General features: G+C 43.8%; 16 protein-coding genes and 1 pseudogene. 11 read left to right on the top strand and 6 right to left on the bottom strand.

Annotated elements, in window-relative coordinates; genetic code table 11:
* Positions 1 to 543 precede the first annotated feature (543 nt).
* Positions 544 to 2,508, top strand: a complete 1,965-nt coding sequence (ftsH, locus tag U4956_RS07960) for an ATP-dependent zinc metalloprotease FtsH (protein ID WP_323090044.1) — start codon at positions 544 to 546, stop codon at positions 2,506 to 2,508.
* Between the two features lie 163 nt (positions 2,509 to 2,671).
* Here ftsH and U4956_RS07955 read toward each other — a convergent pair whose 3' ends face one another.
* From U4956_RS07955 to U4956_RS07945, 3 genes are all read right to left on the bottom strand, one after another.
* The gene (locus U4956_RS07955) at positions 2,672 to 2,875 is read right to left on the bottom strand and encodes a hypothetical protein (RefSeq protein WP_323090042.1); all 204 of its coding nucleotides are present in this window, start codon (positions 2,873 to 2,875) and stop codon (positions 2,672 to 2,674) included.
* Between the two features lie 183 nt (positions 2,876 to 3,058).
* A complete protein-coding gene (locus tag U4956_RS07950; protein WP_323090040.1) occupies positions 3,059 to 3,526 on the bottom strand; it encodes a hypothetical protein in 468 nt (155 codons plus the stop codon).
* Positions 3,527 to 3,853: 327 nt separating this feature from the next.
* Entirely contained in the window at positions 3,854 to 4,744 is an 891-nt protein-coding gene (locus U4956_RS07945) for a M15 family metallopeptidase (protein WP_323090039.1), read from the bottom strand.
* A 537-nt stretch (positions 4,745 to 5,281) separates the two neighbouring features.
* Between U4956_RS07945 and U4956_RS07940 the strand changes: the two genes are divergently transcribed.
* From U4956_RS07940 to U4956_RS07930, 3 genes are all read left to right on the top strand, one after another.
* Entirely contained in the window at positions 5,282 to 5,656 is a 375-nt protein-coding gene (locus U4956_RS07940; RefSeq protein ID WP_323090037.1) for a hypothetical protein, read from the top strand.
* Entirely contained in the window at positions 5,653 to 5,913 is a 261-nt protein-coding gene (locus U4956_RS07935; RefSeq protein WP_323090036.1) for a hypothetical protein, read from the top strand. The genes U4956_RS07940 and U4956_RS07935 overlap by 4 nt, the downstream gene beginning before the upstream one ends.
* Before the next feature lie 179 nt (positions 5,914 to 6,092).
* A complete protein-coding gene (locus U4956_RS07930) occupies positions 6,093 to 7,466 on the top strand; it encodes an IS4 family transposase (protein ID WP_323088523.1) in 1,374 nt (457 codons plus the stop codon).
* Positions 7,467 to 7,885: 419 nt separating this feature from the next.
* On the opposite strand, the gene U4956_RS07925 is transcribed toward U4956_RS07930, so the two are convergent.
* Entirely contained in the window at positions 7,886 to 9,931 is a 2,046-nt protein-coding gene (locus U4956_RS07925) for a ComEC/Rec2 family competence protein (protein ID WP_323090035.1), read from the bottom strand.
* Positions 9,900 to 10,394 (bottom strand): ComEA family DNA-binding protein, encoded by a 495-nt coding sequence (locus tag U4956_RS07920; protein ID WP_323090034.1) that lies wholly within the window; start codon positions 10,392 to 10,394, stop codon positions 9,900 to 9,902. The genes U4956_RS07925 and U4956_RS07920 overlap by 32 nt, the downstream gene beginning before the upstream one ends.
* Before the next feature lie 615 nt (positions 10,395 to 11,009).
* On the opposite strand from U4956_RS07920, the gene U4956_RS07915 reads away from it, so the two are divergent.
* The 7 genes and pseudogenes from U4956_RS07915 (at position 11,010) to U4956_RS07880 (ending at position 16,129) form a co-directional block, all read left to right on the top strand.
* A complete protein-coding gene (locus U4956_RS07915) occupies positions 11,010 to 11,237 on the top strand; it encodes a hypothetical protein (protein ID WP_323090032.1) in 228 nt (75 codons plus the stop codon).
* A gap of 368 nt (positions 11,238 to 11,605) precedes the next feature.
* On the top strand, positions 11,606 to 11,887 hold the full coding sequence (locus U4956_RS07910; protein WP_323090031.1) for a hypothetical protein: 282 nt from the start codon (positions 11,606 to 11,608) through the stop codon (positions 11,885 to 11,887).
* A gap of 285 nt (positions 11,888 to 12,172) precedes the next feature.
* The gene (locus U4956_RS07905; protein WP_323090030.1) at positions 12,173 to 12,781 is read left to right on the top strand and encodes a TetR/AcrR family transcriptional regulator; all 609 of its coding nucleotides are present in this window, start codon (positions 12,173 to 12,175) and stop codon (positions 12,779 to 12,781) included.
* A 172-nt stretch (positions 12,782 to 12,953) separates the two neighbouring features.
* Positions 12,954 to 13,861 (top strand): annotated as a pseudogene (locus U4956_RS14425) (chitosanase).
* Positions 13,862 to 14,569: 708 nt separating this feature from the next.
* Positions 14,570 to 15,343 (top strand): hypothetical protein, encoded by a 774-nt coding sequence (locus tag U4956_RS07890; RefSeq protein WP_323090028.1) that lies wholly within the window; start codon positions 14,570 to 14,572, stop codon positions 15,341 to 15,343.
* Positions 15,344 to 15,604 carry a hypothetical protein gene (locus U4956_RS07885; protein ID WP_323090026.1) on the top strand — a complete coding sequence of 87 codons (261 nt, stop codon included), beginning with the start codon at positions 15,344 to 15,346 and terminating at the stop codon, positions 15,602 to 15,604. It begins immediately after the preceding gene.
* A 228-nt stretch (positions 15,605 to 15,832) separates the two neighbouring features.
* Entirely contained in the window at positions 15,833 to 16,129 is a 297-nt protein-coding gene (locus U4956_RS07880; protein ID WP_323090025.1) for a hypothetical protein, read from the top strand.
* A gap of 276 nt (positions 16,130 to 16,405) precedes the next feature.
* Here U4956_RS07880 and U4956_RS07875 read toward each other — a convergent pair whose 3' ends face one another.
* A complete protein-coding gene (locus tag U4956_RS07875) occupies positions 16,406 to 16,735 on the bottom strand; it encodes a thioredoxin family protein (RefSeq protein WP_323090023.1) in 330 nt (109 codons plus the stop codon).
* Positions 16,736 to 16,930 lie beyond the last annotated feature (195 nt).

Genomic DNA, 16,930 nt, shown 5'->3' with positions numbered 1-16,930 from the left:
TTTTTACCTAAAGGATGTAAGCGCGATTGGATCAGCTTATCACAGATTATTTTGTGGACTGGCTATTTCCAAAAGATAACATTTTCACAGCTAAATAATCCTATCGAGATTGGTTCTCTGCGCTTTAACAGGATATAAAGAACGATGGAGATTTTTTGACTGACTGAAGAAAGAAGGTCGGTCTGTTTTCGGCGCATTTCTCCGATCCAAGCTTCAGAGCAATCTCTTCAGTTTGAATATTTATCCGAATCTATCTATTTGATTAGTTGTTTTAGATGACTTTCAAGTTCCTGTCAAACAGTTTTGTAACTGACTCTGTTGCTTACGCTTGCATTTTGTTACACTATGACTGTCTTCGATTCGCAGCAATCTGAATGATTGCTGCGATTTTGTTTGATTATGGGTGTAGGTAGCTTATAACTATCGCAATTGTATGGGATAAATCCATTCAATTTGTGAATTGATCGGATTGTTAGCAGACAAAGGAGTATACTGCTAACTTCCGGTATAATGGACATACATCTTAGAAAGAGGAACTGCTTTATGAACAGAAAAAACAGCTCTGGTTTCAAAAATCCGAACCAGAAAAATCTGAAATATTTACTCTTAACGTTTGCGATTATCATCGGTTTCTGTCTGTTATTTATTCCAGGCATGCTGTCCAATCGCAATGTCTCCAGCATTTCGTACTCCCAGTTTCTCCAGCAAGTAGAAAACAAACAGGTAGAAGAAGTCCAGATTCAGGGCGATACCATCAACTACCAGCTCAAAGATGATGCTGGCAAAGTCTATACGACCACAATGGTTGAAGACCCCGGCCTGGTGGACCGTCTGATTGAAGGGGATGTGAGCTTCTCCGAAATCCCAGTCCGCCAGAACAACAGTCTCTTCACTTCTTTTCTCATTACCCTGCTGCCCTGGCTTCTGATCTGGCTGGCCTTCTGGCTGATGATGCGCAATATGCGAAAACGCATGAACAGCTCAGGCGGTGGATTCACCTTTGGCGGCGGCCCAAATCCTGGCAACGATAACTCCGGTGATGACGGAGATGACGACAATGGCGGCGGTATGGGCGGCTTCCCATTTGGCGGCTTCGGCGGGTTTGGCAATCAGACCAAATCCAACGCTAAAGTCTACAAAGGCGAAATGACCCACACAACCTTCAAGGATGTAGCTGGTCAGGATGAAGCCAAACAGAACCTGAAAGAAATTGTCAGCTTCTTAAATAACCCGGGCAAATACACCGAAATTGGTGCCAAGATGCCAAAAGGTGCACTGCTTGTCGGCCCTCCTGGAACAGGTAAAACTTTGTTAGCCCGTGCGGTGGCCGGTGAAGCCGGTGTGCCGTTCTACTTTATTGCCGGTTCTGAATTTGTTGAAATGTTCGTCGGCCGTGGTGCAGCCCGCGTTCGTGACTTATTCAAAGAAGCCCGTAAACATGCACCATGCATCATCTTTATCGATGAGATCGATACGATCGGTAAAAAACGTGATGGTTCCGGATTCTCCGGCAACGATGAACGTGAACAGACCCTCAACCAGCTCTTAGCTGAAATGGATGGTTTCGATGGTTCCAAAGGAATCGTGCTTTTAGCCGCAACCAACCGTCCAGAAACCCTTGACCCTGCCTTAACTCGTCCAGGTCGTTTTGACCGCCGGATCCCGGTTGAACTGCCGGATCTGGAAGGCCGTGAAGAAATTCTGACTCTCCATGCCAAGAACGTCAAAATGGCTCCAAACATTGACTACAACATGATTGCCCGTGCTTCTGCTGGTACTTCCGGTGCCGATCTGGCCAACATCGTCAATGAAGGCGCCCTGTTAGCGGTCCGTGATGGCCGTAAGCAGGTTGCCCAGCGCGATTTGGAAGAAGCCATCGAAATCGTTATTGCCGGTGAACAGAAGAAAAACAAAGTCATTTCTCCAAAAGAGCGAATGATCGTGGCTTATCACGAAATCGGCCACGCCTTAGTGTCCGCCTACAGCTCCAATGCTGCTCCGGTTCATAAGATCACCATTATCCCAAGAACCAAAGGCGCGCTGGGTTATACCATGCAGGTCGATGAACAGGAAAACAACCTGTTAACCAAAGACGAACTGTATACCCGTATCGTTACCTACTGCGGTGGTCGTGCGGCGGAAGACCTTGTCTTCCACTCCATCACGTCTGGTGCAAGCAACGATATCGAAATGGCAACCAAGACAGCCCGCATGATGGTTACCCGTCTGGGTATGTCCGATACCTTCGGGATGACGGCTCTTGAAACCGTCAACAACCAGTATCTGGGCGGCGATACATCTCTGGCCTGCTCGCCTGAGACTTCCACTCAGATCGATAAAGAGGTTGTAGCCATGATTGATAAGGCGTATAAAGAAGCCTGCCAGATTCTGAATGATCACATGATGAAACTGCACGAACTGGCTAAATACCTTTACGAAAAAGAAACCATCACCGGTGAAGAGTTCATGAACATTCTTCATGATCAGGATCCGGATGCTGCTGCCTAAACAAATTCAATCCAGTTCGATTTCAGTCTGATTGGAATCGGCGTAAGCAGATTGCTTTCTTTTCACAAACCAGAAAACATACCAAGTCGGCAGAAAGAGGTGCCAATCCTCTTTCTGCCGGCTTTTCTTATCGCCCATCCATAGAAGATGAAAAAGCCGGAAATCACTCTCCGGCTTTTTCTTGCGGCTGATGTTCTTTGATGAATCCAATCATGAATCCTTTGATCGCTTCAGTCTGAGAAATACCTGCTGCACCACAAGCTTTCGCGAATTCATCGCAAAGTTCTTTTTTCAGCTTGAAATTTTTTGAGATAATCCCCTGACGCTTTCGGTACTCCGCTGATGCCCTGGTTTGCGCATTTGCCATAAAATTACCTGATCCCTCTATGCCGTTTGGCCAATGATTGGTTTAATTGTTGCCATTTCCCTTGGTAAAAATCTATAGGAATCAGTCAAAATAATTCTTTTATCGCATTCTTACAGGGATTAAAAACGATTGATACTCTTTGCTTTCTACGCTGCAACAGAAATCTGCATCATTGAAAAATGATCAGTTTTTCGTTGTCAAAAGGTCAACTGCCAGAGCGATCAGTAACATGGGCAATTCATTTTTCGGGTTCTGGTAATGAATGGCGTAAAAATCCGTCAGATGCCAGAGTTCCCGGCAAACGCTTCCGATTTCGAGATTATTCTGGTCATAAACCTGAAAATCCCAGCCGGTAAAATTTCCTTCAACACGCCAGCCAAGTTTGTCGAAATCGAGAGCCGGATGGAATGCGAAACGATAGTCGATCGTTCCCATCGACTGACCATTCATTTCCACTTCAAATTTGGGACCGAAGGAAAATAAAGAACGAATCTGTCCAACTTGGATGTTTGCGTTGTTGTAGATTACCAGTCTGCGAGTAAACGAAGGTTCCCCTTCAACGGTATACACGGCCTGTCCCGCTTCGTTTTCCACTTCAAAGCGGCCCCACATGGAAAGCCACTTTTGTTCAATATAAAGAGTATGATTCATAAATTCTCCTAAGTAACCTCTCTCAGTATAAAGCAGATGGTCCTCATGTGATTCTCCTGGAAGAAACCAAGAAAGTTTCTGACTAAGGTCGAGGCATCGGTTTTCGTCATGGTTTAAGGATGAAAACCTAAGTAGTTGTCATTATCCTCGCTCGTTAAAAAAAAGGAGCGTGTTCGCAGCACGCTCCTTTTCCTTTTGCCTGCTAGGCAAAATATAAAGTAGTTGTCATTACGTTTAGAGTGTACCTCATTCTCATGAAAAATGAAAGCAAAGCATTCTTTCTTGACCATAAATGGTGCTTTGCGATTATGTTTGTATCCATTGCAGCTATTGATAATCCCCGCCTTCAACGCCAAGATATTCCTCCAGCGTTAATCCCGAAGCGGCAACATCTTTGGCAAGTTCTCCAAGGTAGCGAAGATGCCAGGGTTCGGCCTGATAGCCGGTGATGGATTCTTTACCTGCCTGATAGCGGACAATAAAGCCATATTCTGCCGCATGGTCTAAAAGCCACTGGGCTTCTGTTGGAGAAGTCAAAAGCTGACCCGCTGTGTCTTTGAGATCAAAAGCCAGGCCCGTCTGGTGTTCAGAAAAACCAGGACGGGCGGAAAACGTATCGGCCTGCTGCTGACCCGGCGCATTGACATAGCCGTTATATAAAGCAGTCTGGGTTTGGTAGCTGCGGTAGTTGCTTGTATCGCGGCTGACGTTGAGAGACTGGCTTTGCATGGCATCGAGCAGATTGTTCAAAGCAGCCTGGGCTTCTGGATCCACACCCGGCGCATAATCCGCAGGGACTGGATGCTTTTTGTTTACGATCAGAACGCCGTTGACATACGTTCTTCCTTCTTTGTTTTCACTGACCGGGGAAGACGTAGTCTCGCTTGCTGATGAAGAAGAAGTTGTTTCATTGACTGGCAACGTTTCCGAATCCAGGGATTCATGAACAACAGAAGGAAGTTCTTCAATCTCTGAATCACTTTCCCGGCGCTGCCCGGATTCATCAACCTGCCGCAGATCCATTGTCCGTTTTTCACTTTTTCCACTTTCGTCATAAGGATCATCCGTTATGATGACAGAGGAATTGTCCAGCAGAGTCTCTGAGGATAAAGAAGCAAGATTTGCACTGGAACCAGAACAGCCGGCCATCATTGCTCCGCCTGAAAGGTTCGTCAACAAGCTGAATGCAAGAACAATTCGGTATTTTGATTTTTCCATAACGAACTCCTTTTTATCTTCATCCTATCTTAGCCAAAGAATGTTCTGAAGAAAACAGAAAGCCAGGGGAGAAGATTTGAATCATTCGTTTCCCGGCTAAAAAGCGGAAATCCTTTCCTTGTATTATTATCCTGATACTACTATCTTGGTATTATTATCCTGATTTTGCCATATTGCATCCTAATATTAGCAGTCTATTCAGCAGCTTTGATTGATCTGCTTGATTCGATCTGCTCTATATAGTTATTTGGCTGCGCGCTGCTCCTGGTCAGTCTTTTTATCCGCTGGCTTTGCGCACCGTCCTGCTCTTCTTTGAGTTTACATTTCTTGTCATCCTGCTTGTTTTCTTGCTGGAAGTTGGGCAGGCAGGCTTGGACGATTGCTGATTTTCTTTCGAATTCTCTTTATCGCGTTTTTCTAGCTTCCCTTCTTCTTTTCCAGCCCTGCTTGATGCGGCAGGGAACTTGCCAGTTTATGGTGGCCGTCCAATAACAGCCTGAGAACCTTACCAGTCCCCTGTTGAAAACTTGCAATCTGGTGAGCGCAAAAACAGTTTCTTTGATCTTTTCCTCCTACACTGTAGGCATGAATGAATCGAATCTTACTTTTATTTTTGATAACCGCGGAACCCGAAAACTGCTGGCCAAAAACCCACAGCTCAGATCCCGGATGATTGAAACGATCACCAGGCAGGCTGAAAATGATTTTTTCAAATGCAAACTGGCTTCCCGGCGCAAATGGCAGGGAATCTCTTTGTTGGAATGCCGGGTCAATGATCCTTCGGTGGGTGCTTTGCGCGTTGCATTTGGCTGTAAGGATCAGACGATCTATGTCGTCTATGCGACAACGACAATTTTGAAGAAAGACTTCTCGCAAGAGCTGGACAGCTTTTTAAAGGATGGATCGAAATGAAACTGGTCCCTTTACGGCAGGCGCAGATGAAATATATGAATTGCCTGAAAGCCAAAAATTTTACCGGCCTTAAACTGCTTACTTTCAAAAAAGATCGCTTTGTCCAGGTTGAACTTCAAGAAGACGGACTGCATCTGATTGAATCTGGCTATCTCAACCAGGATATTGTGCTGGATCCAAAGGAGGCCAAAAAGATTTTGAAAGACGCTTTTAACCGGGAATTTCCCCGCAGCACCCGACTGTATCTGGACGAATAGCAGATATGTTTTTCTGTCTCCTGTACAATGTCATTTAGCTTAGTTTTTGTCCACCATCCGTATACAGATGGTGGATTTTATGTTTTCTGGTTTAACGAAAATTAACTTTGACAATAACTCCATAATTATCTAATTTAATCCTTATCACGTTGAAAACATAACTTTATAAGGAGGAAAATATGGCAACTAAAGTTACTTCGCCGCACAGGATTTATCAAAAATTCATGAAATTCCTTGAGGAATTTGCCCACAAACAGGAGAAGATTCTTGCTTCTCAAACAGGAGCTTTCTCACGAAGTCATTATCGATCATCAAAAATAAACTTGTTCCATTTCCTGAATACATCCATTATCGGGAATGGGGCAACACTCTCCGATTTGTCCATGAACTATTTCGGCATGGGCAGTGTAAGACCATCTGCTTCAGCACTTGTTCAGACAAAAGCCAAGACTCCAGTCAGCGTATTTTCAGCACTGCACAAATCCACATTGACACTTTATTCCATGGATAAAAAATATAAAGAACACAGGGTAATCGCTTTTGACGGAACCAATGAACCTGTTGCGCCAAATGAAGATGAACCTGACTACATCATTTATACCAAGAACAAGGAAAACATTATCCGGGCCGGTATTCACGTTAACGCAGCCTATGACGTACTTAATGACAAATTTTTAGCCATCGTCACTCAAGACCAGAGGTCCAAAGACGAACGGGGCGCTGCTATGAAAATGGTCAAGGAGATTCACGAAGCTTATCCTGGCGAGACATTTCTCTTTGTCATGGACAGAGGGTATTTTTCTTATCCATTGTGTAAGCTTATTGAATCCTTAGGGCACAAATACCTCATACGTATGAAAGAACGAGAGTATAGCTGCCTGACTTATACAGAGCTTGACCATACAGAAGACCAGCAGATCAGCCGCATTCTTACCCACCACCAAAGAAAAGAGGAAAAAGAAAACCCCCAGATGAAATACCTGGTCAAAAAATCAATGAGACAGATTGATCCAGAATCTGAATTTATTGATTTTGACTGCAGGGTGGTAGCTATCGAGATTGGCGACAACGTCTGGGAAGGACTGATTACCAACCTGGATGAAGCAGAATTTCCTCCGGAGGCTCTTGGATTTATTTACCACCTAAGGTGGCGAATCGAGCAGAGTTTCTCCTGGCTTAAATATGGAATAGGAATGAAACGTATCCACTCGATAAAAGCAGAATACATCATTCAGGAGATTTATTCATCCCTTATCTTCTACAATCTGGTTTCCGAGATCAAAAAGTGTGTTCTTGAATCATCTCAATCGGATAATAAAGAAGAGAATCAGACAACTTATGAATACCAAATCAATACAACTAAGGCGATACGGGCTATCAGGAACACGTTCACCCCGAAGTGGACGAAGAATCGAACGATTCGTCAAATTACAAAAGCGGAGTTTCAGGCTCTGACTGAGGAGCTGCTCAGAGAAAAACTACCTGTTCGACCAGAGAGGAGCTTCAAACGAAATCTCCATCCCAATCGTTTGATATGGTTCACTTACCGATAAGTGCGTTATACGCGCATTTAATGAACGCTATGTGCTTGTTAATTTCTTAAAAGCAGCTCTTATCAAAGAGTTGTTTTTAGTGCACCTATTTGGACGAATACATCCAGATTAATCAATATATTTTGTGCTTATTTGGTGCATATGAATGGATGAGGACCGGATTCAGTCTCGATCATTCACTTTGTCTTCAATTTTGAGACAAAGTTTAAAGTCATATTTTTCTAGCTAAATGACATTGGTCTCCTGTATCCTTTCCTTCTGTCTTTCGATTCAGTCCAGATTGGTTACCCAATTTGTTGAACGTTTCAAATACAGAGAATGGCGATCCGTCTGAATATCGGATCGCCATTTTTACAGGTTCTATAGCTTAACTTTGCACTTTTCAAGGCCTGCTCTGGTGTGGCTGCTTCAAAACCTTTTCATGACTTCCAGATCCAGCCAACCAGTCCATCGGCACTTGTCACAAACAGAAGATGGGGCATGCTGAAAAGATGAAGGCTTCCATGGTCAGCTGTGTTCAGCCGGTCAATTCCCTGTGCATTGAGGGTCTCCAGTACAGAAACACTTGGATGGCCATAGCGATTCTGATAGCCCGCTGAAATCAAAGCCAGCGTCGGATGAACAGCTTTGAGAAACGCAGGATCAGAGCTGGTATTTGATCCATGGTGGCCCAGTTTGAGCACATCGGCTTGCAGGTTGTTGGTTTTTTGCAGTTGCTTTTCAATCGCAATGGAAGCATCACCGGTATACAAATAACGAAATCCATCGTATTGAAACAGGCAGACTAAGCTTTGATCATTTTCTTGGGCAGGATCACTCTCTCTTTCGTTTAACAACAGCCAGAATTCATAGGCTATTGATAGTTTTGCGGGTTTGCCGGGAAGCGTCTGATCAATCTGACTGGGATCCAGGTCTTTTGTGGAACGGATCGTCTGAAGCACCGGAAAGTTCTGGGTCAGCGAATCCACGGCCCCATCATGGTCAAAGTCCCCATGGCTGACAACCAGCCTGTCGATTTTTCGGATCTGATGTCTTTGCAGAAAAGGGATAAAAAGTTTCGTTGCGTTGTCCGTATTCATCTTGCCGGCAGCATCAATCATGGTCACGCTTCTTTGAAAAGGCTCGACGATTAAAGCCGCATCGCCCTGGCCGACATCAATCTGAAAGACATGAAAGAACGGATCCAGATTCCAGCTCCAGGGATAGATACAGACTGCCATCAAGAGCAGAACAAACCGCTTCGTTTTCCATTTCCAGACTGTCAGGATCAATAAACCGCCAAACAGCATTAAATACCACAGCGGCGGACTTCCATACACCGTGCACCAGTCCAGCGATACCTGGATTCCTTCCAGCAATTTCAAAAACAGCTCTCCATATGGAGCGCTCCAAAGGCCAGGGATCGAAAGCAGAAACACCCAGCCGATAAGACTTCGAAACCACAGAAACATCCCGAGCATCAATAGATTCAACTCTTTCAGCCAGATCATCTGACAAAAGGCAATCCACAACATTCCAACGACTTTCTTCTGCCATGAAGCCTGGACAAAATGGCTGAAAAAGGAGATTCCAGCAGGCAGCACCAGACTGAGGGAATCCGCTCCAAAAGGAGAGATCCATAAGAACGCAAGCATTGAAACCGGCCAGCGAACATTCCAGTCTGAAAACAAAGCCGTGCAAATCTGAAACACAAGCAGACGCAAACTTGCCTGGCGAACCGGAAAGAAAAGGGTCAGACTAAGCTGCAAGCCCACCATGAGCCAGTTGAGTTTCTTCTTTTCAACCCGATACGAAAGCCGTTTACGGATTCCATAGACCAGGGCAATCAAGGGCAGTCCTGTTGTACTGATCCAGTCGAGGTTTTCATCTTCACTCAACCCATAAAACAAAAGGCGATACAAAGGAGCAGCCGATCGTGAATTGACAAAAATCCATATCTTCTGACGCAGCAAAAATCCATTGAGTCCTGCCTTTTCTTGGCTGGTTTTTAGAGGGTTCATCTGAGTGGCACTATACTGGCTGCCATTTGCCTGGAGGTAATCCTGAAAACAGAACAATCCTTCATTGCGCTGCGTATGAATCGCTTCAAATCCAGAGAGTTCGACTTTCTGATCCAGAAGCAGATCTTCAGTTTCATAAACAATCGCTCTCTGCCTGCCATTTTGGGCAATCGCATATCCATTGCGAATATTGACGATCGTATAGATTCCCGAGGCAGGTTTCTGCGGTTGTTGAAGCCAGACTGAACCCTGGAAAACAACAAGACAGAACAGCCACCAGAAAAGAACTTTCAGATTTTGAAACCGCCAGACCAATAAAGCAGATCCAAGACAGGCACCAGCCAGAAATAACCCAAAGATCGATCCAGATGTTTCTTTTGCAGGCAATAAAGCCAACACCCAGAGACATAAAGCCATCAGGATCAGACTGGCTTTACAGGGCAATAAAGTCTTGAAGCGCTGCAAACTTCTTTTCTCCTATTCCGGCTACTTCCATCAGGTCTTCCAGCTTTTCAAATGGATGCTCCGTGCGATAGGCAATAATCTTCTCGGCCATTGCCGGGCCAATTCCTGGCAGATTCATGAGTTCTTCTTTGCTTGCGGTGTTGATCGATATTCGTGGACTGCTTCCATCCATGTTTTTCTTGCCGACGACAATCACCTGCCCTGCCTGTACCTCCTCCAATAAGCTCAGGGCACTTAAATCGGCCATATCACTTTCACCGCCTGCCTGTTTGATCAGGTCCTGAATCGTTGCTCCATTTTTGAGCGTATACACGCCCGGGCTGGCAACTGCCCCTTTGATTTCAGCCTGAATGGTATCGGGTGCAATCCTCTCTAATGACATTGGAGTCACGCGTCCTGCCATGCAGACCAGGCCCAGAAAAAGAAACAGCAGCGGGCCGGCTGCTTTCTGAATTGACTTCATACTTGGATATACGCAAAAAAGGTCTGATCGCAAAGGCCAAATTTCTAAAAAGGGAGTAACGATGCCGCCTGGGTTCATCCTTTTAGACTCTGATGAAAAAGAATAGTCCTGGAGCATCTAAAAATGTCCACTTAAGAAAATTCTTAAAACCCATTAAAGAGAGACTCAGACCTTTATCCTCATAAATATGAAATTAAGGTTCATCCCGCACCATGAATTAAGGCACCATTAATTTCAGTCTAAAGAAAAACCCTGGTTTTCTTTACACTTTTAAAGAAACGATTCTGGATGAAGCACAATATAAGATTCATTAGCAAACCAAAATAGCCTATTTATTGAATTTTAAAGTAGATTTAATCGTTTCAAAGATTTGTAATAAACCGTATTCATAATACATCATCTACTAATTCAGATTGATAGACTTTCTAATTTTAGATTTTTAAAAAATGAGCAAAAATACAGAATAAAAGTTGGACAAATGTCGAGTATAAGGATAGAATAAAGACAGAGTTAAGGAGATATAAAGAACACCTCTTCAAAAACAAAGAGAATCTTCACTTCTTCCTTTCCATCCATACAGAAAGTTAAAGATGCAGATGCATCGAGGGAATAATTATGACACGCACAACTACTTCTAAACAGAACACAAACCTGAGCAAACTGATCGCTTTAGCAACCAGCCTTTCCATCGCCGCCGTTGTTGGATACACCGTATTAAAACCTTCCGCTCCAGTCGTTCAGGCTCATGCTTATACAAACGAAAACAAAATCGTTGCCGTTTCCAGCCAGAAAGTTTTAAAAGCTTCTGTTGAAACACCAGAACAGCCTGCCGAAAACAAATAAAAACTGCGAAATTCATCATTCAAGCACCAAGTCAAACCTGACAAATCTTACGATTGCTCCAAGCTGTCCATCATTCGTATTTCATCATCATGGAGCCAATCTGCTTGATCTTTATTCCCTTACTTTTGACATTTCCCTGTGGAAAACTGAATTTCTTTTCTTCTCTTGCAGTTTTCTACTCTTCGCCTGATGACCATTCGATTTCAAACCGATACCAGACTTGCCTCTGATCTTGGATCAGGGGCTTTTCTTTCGCCTGGCCGCAACAAATTTCTGAATCCAACACAAATCGTCTTTCGTGTTGTTCTGTTAGAGTTCGATCGCGGATATACTTCCATCATTCCATTTCATTGAAGGAGGAAAAAACAATGAATACAAATAAAACTTATACCCATCGGGCCATCCATCAATACGCTCCAAAGAACACATTCCATCCAACGGCTCATGGTAAAAAAGATCTTCCCGCAGTTATCCGTGCCTGTCTGCTGGGAATGGCCGGAATCACGACGATTATTATTGGTGTTCTTCTGTCTATGAACGCCTTTGAAAATGGATCCACATTCACCTTGATTCTGGGGATTATGGCTGGCCTCATCGGATTGGTCAGTATCAGTTTCAACAGTTACCTGTATAAAAAAGAGATGATTTAAAAGCCGCTGAAAAAGGCCAGCCAGCAGCTGGCAGTAAAGAAACCAGTTTGGTCATACGATCCATCCTAAATCAAGTCAAAACTCTGCGTGAATCAATACGGATACTCTTTTTACGGATAAAGTCATATTGGAGCAATCTGATACGATTTTATCCGTTTTTGATATTGTGACAACACTGATCCTGGAGTAAAATTTCGAAATCTGAAACCTGAAACCTGCCAGCAACTGTGCCGGCATGGTCAGCTCTTTTCCTCTGGCAAAAAGCCACACCAAAAAGGAGATTTCTTGAATCGTTCACAAAGCAAATATTTCAATACCGCCATCCGGATGGACGAAGCTTTTCTTTCTATCCTGGCCAGAAAAGATTTCTCAAATATCACCGTTAAAGAAATTTGTGAAAAGGCTGGCGTCAACCGCTCTACTTTCTATCTTCACTATGAAACGCTAAGCGATCTGCTCAATGAAAGCGTTCAGTATATGCATACTCAGTTTGTAACTTACATGAAAGAACATACTGTCGAGCTTGAGTCATTCACCGCAAACCGCCTGCATACCGGACCACTGGACGACCTGTATCTGATTACGCCAGAATATCTCCTTCCTTTTCTGAGCTACATCAAGAAAAACCAGAAACTGTTTAAAACCGCTTTGGAAAATACAGGGATTTTGCAACTTGAAGAAACCTACGGTCAAATTTTCGAACCGATCTTTACTCCTCTTCTCGAACGATTTCATGTTCCAGAAAAAGATCGTCCGTATCTTTTGGCTTTCTACGTCCGTGGGCTGATGGCCATTCTCCAGGAGTGGCTCAACAACGAATGCGAAGATCCGATAGAACGAATTGGAGCGCTTATGGAACAGTGTGTTCAAGGCGCAGGGATGTTGGGGAAATGATTATCCGATGATCATTTCCTCTTTATTTTTCGCAAATCATCACTCGTCTTTTCCCTTCTCTTTTCTGGCAAAAAGCTGCAGGATTCTGATTCAGGCTTTCCGTTTGTAAAGCAACAAAAACTACCTGAAGATAATTTCTATCTGGATAGACCTTTACAGAAAGGATGATTCCATGCGATCCAAAAGAATTCCTGTCCTGTTTCTGGCCTTTCTGATGGCAACCGAAGGATGGGGATGCGCTTCAGAAAATAATATTCAATCCGAAGACACAACCGAAGAAACATACGAAACAGAGCCCTCAGTGGATGACGAAAGCCGAGAAAATACTGCTTTATTTACAGAAGAAAACATTTCGAAAGGTCTTCTGCGCAAAACGGTCTATGCACTGGTCAGTGCTGCCGAAAATTCAACATTAGAGTACTGGAATGAGTATGGCTATATCGAGGATATCGGCGATGGCCGGGGCTACACCGCTGGCCTTGTTGGCTTTACATCCGGTACTGGCGATTTGTTGGAAGTGGTGAAGCTTTATACCAGACTTGCCCAGACAATGGACTGGCCGCCTATATTCCGGCCCTGGAAAAAGTCAATGGCAGTGATTCTCACCAAAACCTTGGCGAGGGCTTCTGCCAGGCCTGGAAAGAAGCTGCCAAAACTGCAGCGATGATGCAGGCCCAAAATGAAATCATCAATGAAGAATACATGGATCCAGCCATCGAGGCTGCCACCCAAGATGGCCTTTCTCCCCTTGGTCAGTATATTTACTATGATGCGCTGATCGTTCACAGTGACGGGGACGATCCCCAAAGCTTTGGCGCCATTCGAAACGAAGCGAAAAAGAAGGCCAAAACTCCTGCCCAAGGTGGAAATGAAACGACCTATCTGAATGCTTTTCTTGATGCCAGAATTCCAGTCATGAAAGCTGAAACTGCCCACTCAGACCTTTCAAGAATTGATGTCCAGCGTGAATTCCTCAAAGAAAAGAAATTTGACCTGTCCCTTCCCCTTTCGTTTACGATGTACGGTGATTTTTATGACCTGACCAGCCAAGTTCTGGCAAAAGCGCCGGACAACTTCTGATCCACCTTTTCAATTTTGCTCTCCATAAAAAGGAGGGCTTTTTTCATCTGCTCTAAACGACTTTCCATTTATTACACATTGTTTTTTCATCCTGAATCTATTTCCTTAAGCAGCTGCCTGATCTTCGTTCAGGCGGCTTTTTTGGTGAAGAAAGAGTCTCTTTCCCTTACCATCCTGCCTGTTTTTGAAAAGATTCAGCCAATCCTGAACCTGCCAGACCAGACCATGCAACGAAAATTTGATTTTTTTGAGAAAACGAAAACAGACCGGCTTTTTTGCGTATATGCAATTAGAAAGGACACTGAAGATACCACTACCAAAACTCTCCTAAAAATTCAGGCTCATCTGTAAGAAATACGCATTCAGTTTTTCTGGACAGACGCAAGCAAAATTACGTCCTAACTTAAACACAGAGTGCGTTAGATTTCTAAAGAAGCTTTGGTACAATGCATCTTCTCAGTGGTGAAAAAAATGAAATCCACAAAAGAAAAACAGTCTGATCAAGGCAATCGGCTTGACCAGAAGACAAAAATCTTCCAGGTACTCACAAGACTTTGCTTTCTGGACGATGTTTTCAGCAGAGTGATCCTCAGTCATTGTACAATAGAACAAAGAATTGAGATTATCCAGGCAATCATTGATCCGGTCTTCCGAAAAATGGGCCTTAAGATCGTCCACACCATTGTCTATGTCGAGACTCAAAAAGACATGAAAGAATTATTCAGCCATTCGGCCGAGATGGATATTTTTGCGGTAGACATCGAAGGTAATTTTTACAACATTGAGCTTCAGATATCCGGCTCTCTCTCCTTTGCCAGAGTTGAAAACTACTCTTCAACGTTGAACAAATATAGCCTGAAACCTGGCGAAGATTACGAAAACTCTAAAGATACCTGGACGATCTTTATTACAAACCAGCAGTACTGGAAAGAGACAGGTGAACCAATCTTCGACGATGGTCCTGTCTGCCGCATTGAATATGCTCAAGTCTACGGCAACACTCCAAAGAAAGTCATGTCACAATCCCATAGCCACATCTGCCTCGTTAATGCTTTATACAACGGCGATGATGTGCTGGGGGATCTGATGCGCGATCTCAACAGTACTAATCCGAGTAAGATCAAGATTCCAGCTTTGCGGAAAGTGGAAACTTGGCTGAAGGAAACAAAGGAAGGGGAAAACATTATGACAAGTGTTTTTAATGAACTGCTTCAAGAAGAAGTAAAAAAAGAATTAGAAAAAAAAGTTGAAAAAGTAAGAGAAGAAACGCGAGCAGAAATGGAAAAAGAAATGGAAGACACACGTGCTCAAGCGCAGGCGGAAATACAGAAGGAAAAGGAAGAAAGTAAGAAACAGACCATTCGTTCCTATTTTATTGAGGGCGGACGCGACAATGCCTTTATCGCCAAAGTAATGCACACAAGCATTGAATATGTTCAAAACATTCGCAACGAAATGGCAAACACACTTCTTCAAGTCTAAGTGATCCAGAATCCAAGCCATCTTCCAACAAAAATTGAGATTATCCAAGCAATCACTATTAGTCCATTTTTTGAAAAAGCGGGACTTGAAAGTATCCTCACTGTTGGCTATGTAGAAACGCACAAGTATATGAAAGAATTGTTCAGCCATTCAGCTGCGATGGATATTTTTGCGGTAGACGACAAAGGCAATCTTTCCAACATTGAACTTCAGATATCCGGCCTTCTTTTCTTTGCCAGAGTGGAAACTGCGCTTCGATAGTCATCCTGTCTGCCGCATTGAATATGCTCAAGTCTACGGCAGCACTCCAAAGAAAGTCATGTCACAATCCCATAGCCACATCTGCCTTGTTAATGCTTTATACAACGGCGATGATGTGCTGGGGGATCTGATGCGCGACCTCAACAGTACTGATCCGAGTAAGATCAAGATTCCAGCTTTGCGGAAAGTGGAAACTTGGCTCAAGCACACAAAGGAAGGGAAAAAATTATGATAAACGCTTTTAAAGAACTGATTCAAGAAGAAGTCGAAAAAGCGGTAGAAAAAGCAAAAGAAGAAATACGCGCTCAAGCGCAGGCAGAGATGGAAAAAGCAAAAGAAGAAATACGCGCTCAAGCGCAGGCAGAGATGGAAAAAGCAAGAGAAGAAAATAGGAAGCAGACCATTCGCTCCTATTTTATTGAGGGCGGCGACGACAATGCCTTTATCGCCAAAGTGATGCACACAAGTCTTGAGTACGTTCAAAACGTTCGCAACGAAATGGTAAACACACCGCTTCAAGTCTAAGGAATCCAGAATTCAAAACCAGCTTTCATTGAAAAGAATAGTTGGCTTTCCATCCATCCTTGGCACTGGATACTGGAAAGAACGCAGTGAATCTGAATTCTCGTAAAACCAAAGAAATAAAAACCTCTTTTAGGCTCTTTGCCTTCGGACTGGAAAATCCCTCCGGCAGGATGTCTAAAAGAGGTTTATTGTTTTTAGATCCATCGGAATCCGAAAATCTGAATTAAAACGCAGTTTTTCTAAAAAGCAGGCCTGGTTCCGTCTGCTGTCTGGATCCTATTGTTCGTTGCGTGCTGTTGCGACAAAGTCAAAAACGGCCTGTTCATCCCGGCCGCCGGCGCTTTCTGCAACCAGGGAGCCGTTTTTAAAGAATGTTAACGTTGGAATGGACTGGATATCATATTCGTTGGCGAGATCTTCAAACGTATCAATTTCAGTCTGGGCAACGATGATTCCTTCCTGGTTCAGTTTTTCGCTGGCTTTTTCAAGAACGGGGTAGAAAGCTTTGCAGTGGGGGCACCAGCTGGCATAGAACTCCATCAGGACCGCTGGATTGGAATTGATGATGGTTTCGAAATCTTCATTGCTTGTAACCTGTTTAATCATGAGTAATCACTCCTCTACTTCCTTGAGTATAAAGAGTCATGGATCCTTTTCTGGCTTTGGTGACCATCAGAATGGAAGGACCAACTTCATCAGAGTGAAAAACCACCCGCCCGGTGGGGAATTTCCTCTTCCGGGCGGGTGGTTTGCGTCTTCGCTTCCCATTTTCAGGCGGGTTTTACAATAGGCGCCTGAATG

The organism is Allobaculum sp. JKK-2023 (genome assembly GCF_034745455.1).
In the GTDB taxonomy this organism is placed as follows: Bacteria; Bacillota_I; Bacilli_A; order Erysipelotrichales; family Erysipelotrichaceae; genus Allobaculum.
The sequence above is the reverse complement of the archived record's forward strand: the minus strand, read 5'-3'. Positions and strand labels throughout refer to the sequence as shown.